Source organism: Aerosakkonema sp. BLCC-F183, from assembly GCF_041929145.1.
Lineage (GTDB): Bacteria > Cyanobacteriota > Cyanobacteriia > Cyanobacteriales > Aerosakkonemataceae > Aerosakkonema.
On sequence record NZ_JBHFNU010000120.1, the window covers coordinates 23400 to 30052 of the forward strand.

Sequence of the window (6653 nt, forward strand, 5' to 3'; positions counted from 1 at the left end):
GGGGAGTGTCAAATGTCAACCAAGCTTTTTCTCGGATGACTGGCTACAGTGCAGAAGAGGTATTGGGCAAAACCCCCCGCATTCTTCAAGGTCCTAAAACTGACCGGGTAACTCTTGCCAAGATTCGCGCAGCACTGAAGGCTTGGCAGCCAGTAAGAGCGGAATTTATTAACTACAGCAAGGATGGGTCTGAGTTTTGGGTAGAACTCAATATTGCACCGGTTGCCGATAAAACTGGGTGGTATACGCATTGGATCGCGATTCAACGAGACATTACAGAGCGTAAGCGAGCCGAGGAAACTTTTGGACAGCAAACCAAACGCGAGCAACTTGTCGCTCAAATCGCTCAACGCATTCGCCGATCGTTACAACTGTCGGATATTCTCAGCACGACTGTGACAGAAGTGCGCCAATTTCTGGGGTGCGATCGGGTGTTAATTTACCGCCTCTGGACGGATGGGACAGGCAGTGCTGTTACTGAGGCCGTTGCGCCCTGTTGGTCACCGATTTTGGGGCGTACTTTCCCCGCCGAAGTTTTTCCAGCCGAGTACCGCGATCTGTACAAACAAGGACGCACTCGTGCCATTTCCAATGTCGAAACTGAAAGCATCACTCCATGCCTTGTTGATTTTTTGCATGAGTTACAGGTGAAGGCAAAGCTTGTGGTGTCGCTTATGCAAGGAGACGCCCTGTGGGGATTGCTGATTGCCCATCACTGTACGGAGTCAAGAGCTTGGCAACCGTTTGAGGTTGACTTACTTGCTTCATTGGCAACTCAACTAGCGATCGCTATTCAGCAAGCCGAACTCTACGATCGACTCCAAGGAGCGAATCAAGAGTTGCAACATTTAGCCAAGTTGGATAGTTTAACTGGGGTGGCGAACCGTCGTCGGTTTGATGAGTATCTCGACCAAGCCTGGTTGCAAATGGCACAGGAGCACAAGCTCTTATCGCTAGTTTTGTGCGACATTGACTGTTTCAAACTTTACAATGACACTTACGGGCATCAAGCAGGTGACCATTGCATCCAACAGGTAGCAAAAGCTATTAGCCGCGCCGTCGAACGCCCAACAGATTTGGTCGCTCGCTATGGTGGCGAGGAATTTGCTGTGATTTTGACCAATACTGGAGTGGAAGGGGCAGTATCGGTCGCTGAAAAGATTCGTGCTGAAGTTGAGGCCCTGAAAATTGTTCATGCCACTTCCGGTATCGGGCAATACGTTACCCTCAGCTTGGGGGTTACCAGTACTATGCCTGCATCGACTTCTTCGATCCCGATGCTCGTTGCACTGGCGGATGAAGCATTGTATCGCGCGAAGAAACGGGGACGCAATCAGGTAATAGTTTACTCTCCCCCACTGCGGGGGTGCGGTAATAAGTAGTTGGTAGAAGGGGAAACAAGAAAAAATCTACCAACGGCTTTTGACCGCACCGGGTCTCCCCATTAGTTAAAAATTAAAAATTAACAATTAAACTGTTAGCCAGAAAACATCATGGGGGAAATATAAATAAGAATATAGATTTTGAAGCTGCAATCCAAAGCTCTTAATTACTTGTGATGGCTTAGCCTGGTCTGTACTGGCAAATAGGATGAAAACTACGTTTCCAATAAGTTTTCAAAAAGATGTTAGGTGAAATTAATGTCAAGAAAAACCCAACCGGAATCTTGGAAAGGCTACCAGTCAGAACAAAATCCGCTTTTGATAGGCGGGAAAGACAATCCCCGATCGCCCATGCGTCTCCAGCGCACCCTCAGTCCCCCAGAAACTTGGGGTTTTGGCCTCACGGCTATCATCAGTTGGGTTGGCATCATCCCCTTAATTGATGCAGCCATTGGGCCAAATGCCATATTCGTCTGGCTGCCCGGAGTATTCATGGGTATGATACTCAACCTCCAGGTGAGGCGGCTGGGCGAGCATTTTCCAGACATGGCGGGGGGAACACCTAATTACACGACCCGACTGCTGAAAAAATATCCTTTTTTGGGTCGCTATGCTGCGAGTGGATATTGGTTAGCTTGGGTTGCCTCAACACCAATTTATGCGATCGTAATGGCCCAACTGATCGAGGAAAACTTAAAGCAAGCTAGCTTGACTTTTCCGCAGAAATTATTGGAAATTGCCTTCACCATCCTCCCCTTAATCTTGACTTTCAGTGGCACTCGCGCCTTGAGCATCGCTCACCTATTCTTTGCTATTCCCGCATTCTTACTGTTATTAATTTTTAATATTCAAGGTCTTCTCTGGTTAGCCTTTGCGCCCAATAGTCCGGGCTTTTTCCCCGATAGTTGGCCTCAGTTAAGCTTTATAGATTGGGTAAAGTGGTTTTATTTTGCGGCTTTTACCTTTTATTCTTGCGAAACGACTTCTTCCTTTGTGGCCGATAGTCGTAATGCTAGGGAAACTACTAAGTTTCTCAAGATTTCGGCTTACCTGATGCCTGTCATGCTTGTGGGAGGTTGCTGGGTAATGACGCGCCTAGCCGATGCTCCCAATTTAGGTAGCGATGCCTTTTTGAATCTATCAGCTGCTGCTCGACCCCTTTGGGGTAGCATCGCTACTTCTCTAGCCATCTTCATCGTAGCCGCTAGCTGTCTGCTCAGTTACGCCACAGTTGTTTCTAACTGCCCTCGCATTACCTACCAACTGGCTATAGATGGACATATCTCCCCCGTGTTTGGAGTTGTCTCTCGGCGTGGAGTATTTGGCCCCGGTCTGATTCCGGTTTTAGTTCTAGGTTTGTTCTGCCTATTTTGGGTAAATCTAGACCGACTGGTGTTGTTCGCTAATGTGGGAGTCGTGTCATCTACTATGCTCTTCCATTTGGGAATCTGGCTTAACCGAGGCAAGCCGGAAGCGAAGTGGCCTTGGCTGTCACTGGGTATTTTCCTTGTGGATGCAATGATGCTAATTGTAGGAGGATTGGCTTCCGGTCGGCAAGACTTTTTTCTGGGGTTGCTAGTTCCGGCTGGAATTTTGGCAATTGACTCAGTTATCCGTCGTATTTCTCTTGCGCCTTTTCGTCCTGCTTGGTGGATACGCCTTTATCGCAAGCAGGCGAAAAGTCAGATTGCAGACTTTGTAGGGTTTCAGGTACTGATTCTAATTTTATTAATCTGTAGCGCCGTTACAATTGGTTGGTTCTCCGGTATTAAATTAAGTTTAAATTCTCCTAGCGGCTCTAATCTTTTGTTAGTTTTGCTGCTATGCGTAGCTTTTGCGGGTGTAGCGATCGCTTGTTGGACAAGTTTACCGCAAGTTATCTCGATGAATGAGTCGCGAGAAGCCGCAGAACAACTTTTTAATATTGCCTTAGATGCTATTGTTGTGTTGGATGAAAACGGTATAATTTGTCAAGTTAACCCAGCTGCCGAACAGTTATTTGGATTGAGCTATACTCAATTGCTTGGAACTCACTTGCACAAGTTACTGCCGCAATTGGCGGCTGACCCAAATGAGTGGCCTACGCGCAGCGAACAAACCCTGAGCCAGTTCGATCGCGCCTCACGCATCCTGGAAATTGCCATTTCAGACCGATTCTCCCACGACGCTTCCCAAACGAATCGAGATTTGCAACAATATGTTGCGATCGTGCGCGACATCACCGATCGCAAACAAGCACAGGAAGTACTGGAAAAAGCTAACGAACAGTTAGAAATCAAAGTTTTGGAACGGACAACAGAGCTTTCTCAGACTGTCGATCAGTTGCAAAGGGAAATTGTCGAGCGTCAGCGGGTGGAAGCAAATCTTAGAGCTATGCAAAGTCAGATTATCGTGCAAGAAAAGTTGGCTTCTCTGGGAAGTTTAACGGCAGGAATTGCCCACGAAATCAGAAATCCTTTGAATTTTGTCAATAATTTCGCTGAAGTTTCCTCAGAATTAGTTGAAGAATTGGTTGCAGAAATTGAAAATAATACAGAACAGTTAGGAGCGGAAACAAGCGATTATATAACCGAAATTCTCAACGACCTCAAACAAAATCTCCATAAAATCAATCATCACGGTCAAAGAGCAGAAAGCATTGTCAGCAATATGCTTCTGCATTCTCGCGGCGAACGCGGTCACTGGCAAGCAATGAATATAAATAGTTTATTGGCAGAATATGTGAATCTTGCTTATCACGGGATGCGTGCTAAAGATGCTTCTTTTAACATCACTATAGAAAGTGAATACGATCGTGAAATTGGCGAAGTTGAAGTTGTGCCGCAAGACATTAGCCGCGTTTTTCTTAATATTATTAACAATGCTTGCTATGCAACCCATAAAAAGAAAAAAGAAATGGGTGATAATTTTTCACCGCATCTGCTCGTGAAAACCAAAAATATGGGCGAGCGCGTGGAAATTCGCATTCGGGATAACGGCAAAGGCATAAAACCAGAAGTGTTAGATAAAATTTTCAATCCTTTCTTCACTACTAAACCAGCAGGGGAAGGAACAGGCTTGGGTTTATCTATCAGTCACGATATTGTCGTTCAGCAGCATCGGGGAGAGATGAAGGTAGAAACAGAACCGGAAAGTTATGCCGAGTTCATTATAAAGTTACCCAAAAAGTCAATCAAACATATGGAGGTTCTGCCATGAAAATCATGGTTGTAGATGATGAAGAAGATATCCAATTACTGTTCAAACAAAAATTTAGAAGAGAAATCAAGGAGGGAAAAGTACAATTTGATTTTGCTTTGTCGGCAGAAGCGGCACTAGATTACTTACAAAAACAGGGAGAAGCTGCGGTTGTCTTGCTACTTTCCGATATCAATATGCCTGGAATGAATGGGCTAGAACTGCTAAAAATAATCAAAACCAATTACAAGAGTTTAAAAGTAATTATGATCACGGCTTATGGAGATGAAAATACTTATCAAAAGGCAATGGCTTATGGAGCCAATAATTATCTTAACAAACCGATTAATTTTGAAACTTTGAAACGTCTAATATTTGGGGATGTTTAATTTATTTTGTGAGGGGATAAAAATGGCAGCAAAAATTCTCATCGTGGATGACGAGCCAGATTTAGGAGTATTGCTGATGCAGAAATTTAGAAAAAAGATTAGAGCGCAAGAGTACCAGTTTGTTTTTGCCAGTAATGGTATGGAAGCGCTGGAAAGGTTGCAAGAAGAGCCAGATATAGATATAGTGTTGACCGACATTAATATGCCGGAAATGGATGGTTTAACTTTACTAACCAAAGTTAGCGAACTAGATCCCAATATTAAAACGGTAATTGTGTCTGCTTACGGCGACATGAAGAATATCAGAACTGCAATGAATTGCGGTGCTTTTGACTTTCTAACAAAGCCGATAAATTTAGAGGATTTAGAAATTACAGTTGACAAAACGCTGAAATATGTGCAGCAGCTAAAACAAAATAAGCACTTGCGGGAATCGGAAGCTGAAGCTAGAGAACAAGCTCAGCAATTAAAAAAAGGTTTGCTCGAACTACAAAAAACTCAAGTTCAATTAATTCAAACTGCAAAAATGTCTTCTTTGGGTCAGCTAGTTGCTGGCGTGGCGCACGAAATCAATAACCCGGTAAACTTCATCTACGGTAATCTCAACCATGTCAGTGAATATACTCAAGCAATACTAAATCTTTTGCATCTTTATCAGCATCATTGCAATGAGAGAATTTCGGAAATCGAAACTGAAATCGAAAGTATCGATTTAGAATTTCTGATTGAAGATTTACCTAAAATTCTGAGTTCAATGAAAGTTGGTGTCGATCGCATTCGCCATATTGTCTTATCTATGTGTAACTTCTCCCGCTTAAATGAAGCTGACATGAAGTCTGTGGATATTCACGATGGACTAGAAAACACGCTGCTGATTCTACAGCATCGACTCCAAGCAAACGGAGAACGTCCTGTTATTCAAGTCATTAAATCCTACGGAAATCTACCTTTAGTTAGATGTTATGCAGCAGAACTTAATCAAGTATTTATGAATATTCTAGTTAATGCGATCGATACCTTGGATAATTTCTACGAACAACCGCCTTTCGCTAATATCTCTAACTACTCTCCCACCATAACTATTCGTACTTTTATACTTGCAGAAAATTACCGGATTGCCATCGAAATAGGAGATAATGGCACAGGAATGACTCCAGGGGTGAAAGAGCGGATTTTTGAACCATTTTTTACTACCAAATCGGTAGGTAATGGGACGGGTTTGGGTTTGTATATCAGCTACCAAATTGTAGTGGAAAAGCACGGTGGAGTGTTGAATTGTTTATCAGCATCGGGGCAAGGGACAAAGTTATGGATAGAAATTCCGATCGGCTAAAAGTGAAATGCTAAAAATCTCTATTTTTTTATTAAAATTGTCAGGATTGTCTTATATTTTGAGAATAAATTAATTAAATAATCCGCTATTTTTGGCAAATAAATTTCCGATAAATACTGATTTAAATAAGGTAATAATATGACGTATAAACTCCTATTTGTTGATGATGAGCCAGACTTAGAATCTCTAGTTAGCCAAAAATTCCGAAAAAAAGTACGGACAGCAGAATATCCTGGGGGGGAGACAACAATCGGTCAACCCCTTACTGCGTGCGGGGTTGACCGATTGTTGTCAAAAAAAAATAGGTCTGCTATTCTCAAGTAGACCTAACTAATGAAAAAAATGAATTTAATACCTTCATTTTACACCCAA

Annotated in this window: 5 protein-coding genes; all 5 read left to right on the top strand. The window is 43.1% G+C overall.

All coding sequences use genetic code 11. The features are described from left to right. Positions 1–5: 5 nt before the first annotated feature. The 5 genes from ACE1CD_RS35420 (at position 6) to ACE1CD_RS35440 (ending at position 6605) form a co-directional block, all read left to right on the top strand. Positions 6–1382, top strand: coding sequence for a diguanylate cyclase domain-containing protein (locus ACE1CD_RS35420; protein ID WP_374827779.1), 1377 nt, complete (start codon positions 6–8; stop codon positions 1380–1382). A gap of 258 nt (positions 1383–1640) precedes the next feature. Beyond that, the gene (locus ACE1CD_RS35425; protein WP_374827780.1) at positions 1641–4580 is read left to right on the top strand and encodes an ATP-binding protein; all 2940 of its coding nucleotides are present in this window, start codon (positions 1641–1643) and stop codon (positions 4578–4580) included. After that, positions 4577–4948, top strand: a complete 372-nt coding sequence (locus ACE1CD_RS35430; protein WP_374827781.1) for a response regulator — start codon at positions 4577–4579, stop codon at positions 4946–4948. Before ACE1CD_RS35425 ends, ACE1CD_RS35430 begins: the two co-directional genes overlap by 4 nt. A 22-nt stretch (positions 4949–4970) precedes the next feature. Next, the gene (locus ACE1CD_RS35435; RefSeq protein ID WP_374827782.1) at positions 4971–6281 is read left to right on the top strand and encodes a response regulator; all 1311 of its coding nucleotides are present in this window, start codon (positions 4971–4973) and stop codon (positions 6279–6281) included. 138 nt (positions 6282–6419) lie between these two features. Then, entirely contained in the window at positions 6420–6605 is a 186-nt protein-coding gene (locus ACE1CD_RS35440; RefSeq protein WP_374827783.1) for a hypothetical protein, read from the top strand. The last annotated feature ends 48 nt before the right edge of the window (positions 6606–6653 follow it).

What these genes read in the sequence shown, in the direction of transcription:
- ACE1CD_RS35435 (WP_374827782.1), top strand. Translation starts at nt 4,971, where the DNA reads ATGGCAGCAAAAATTCTCATCGTGGATGACGAGCCAGATTTAGGAGTA.
- ACE1CD_RS35440 (WP_374827783.1), top strand. Translation starts at nt 6,420, where the DNA reads ATGACGTATAAACTCCTATTTGTTGATGATGAGCCAGACTTAGAATCT.
- ACE1CD_RS35425 (WP_374827780.1), top strand. Translation starts at nt 1,641, where the DNA reads ATGTCAAGAAAAACCCAACCGGAATCTTGGAAAGGCTACCAGTCAGAA.
- ACE1CD_RS35430 (WP_374827781.1), top strand. Translation starts at nt 4,577, where the DNA reads ATGAAAATCATGGTTGTAGATGATGAAGAAGATATCCAATTACTGTTC.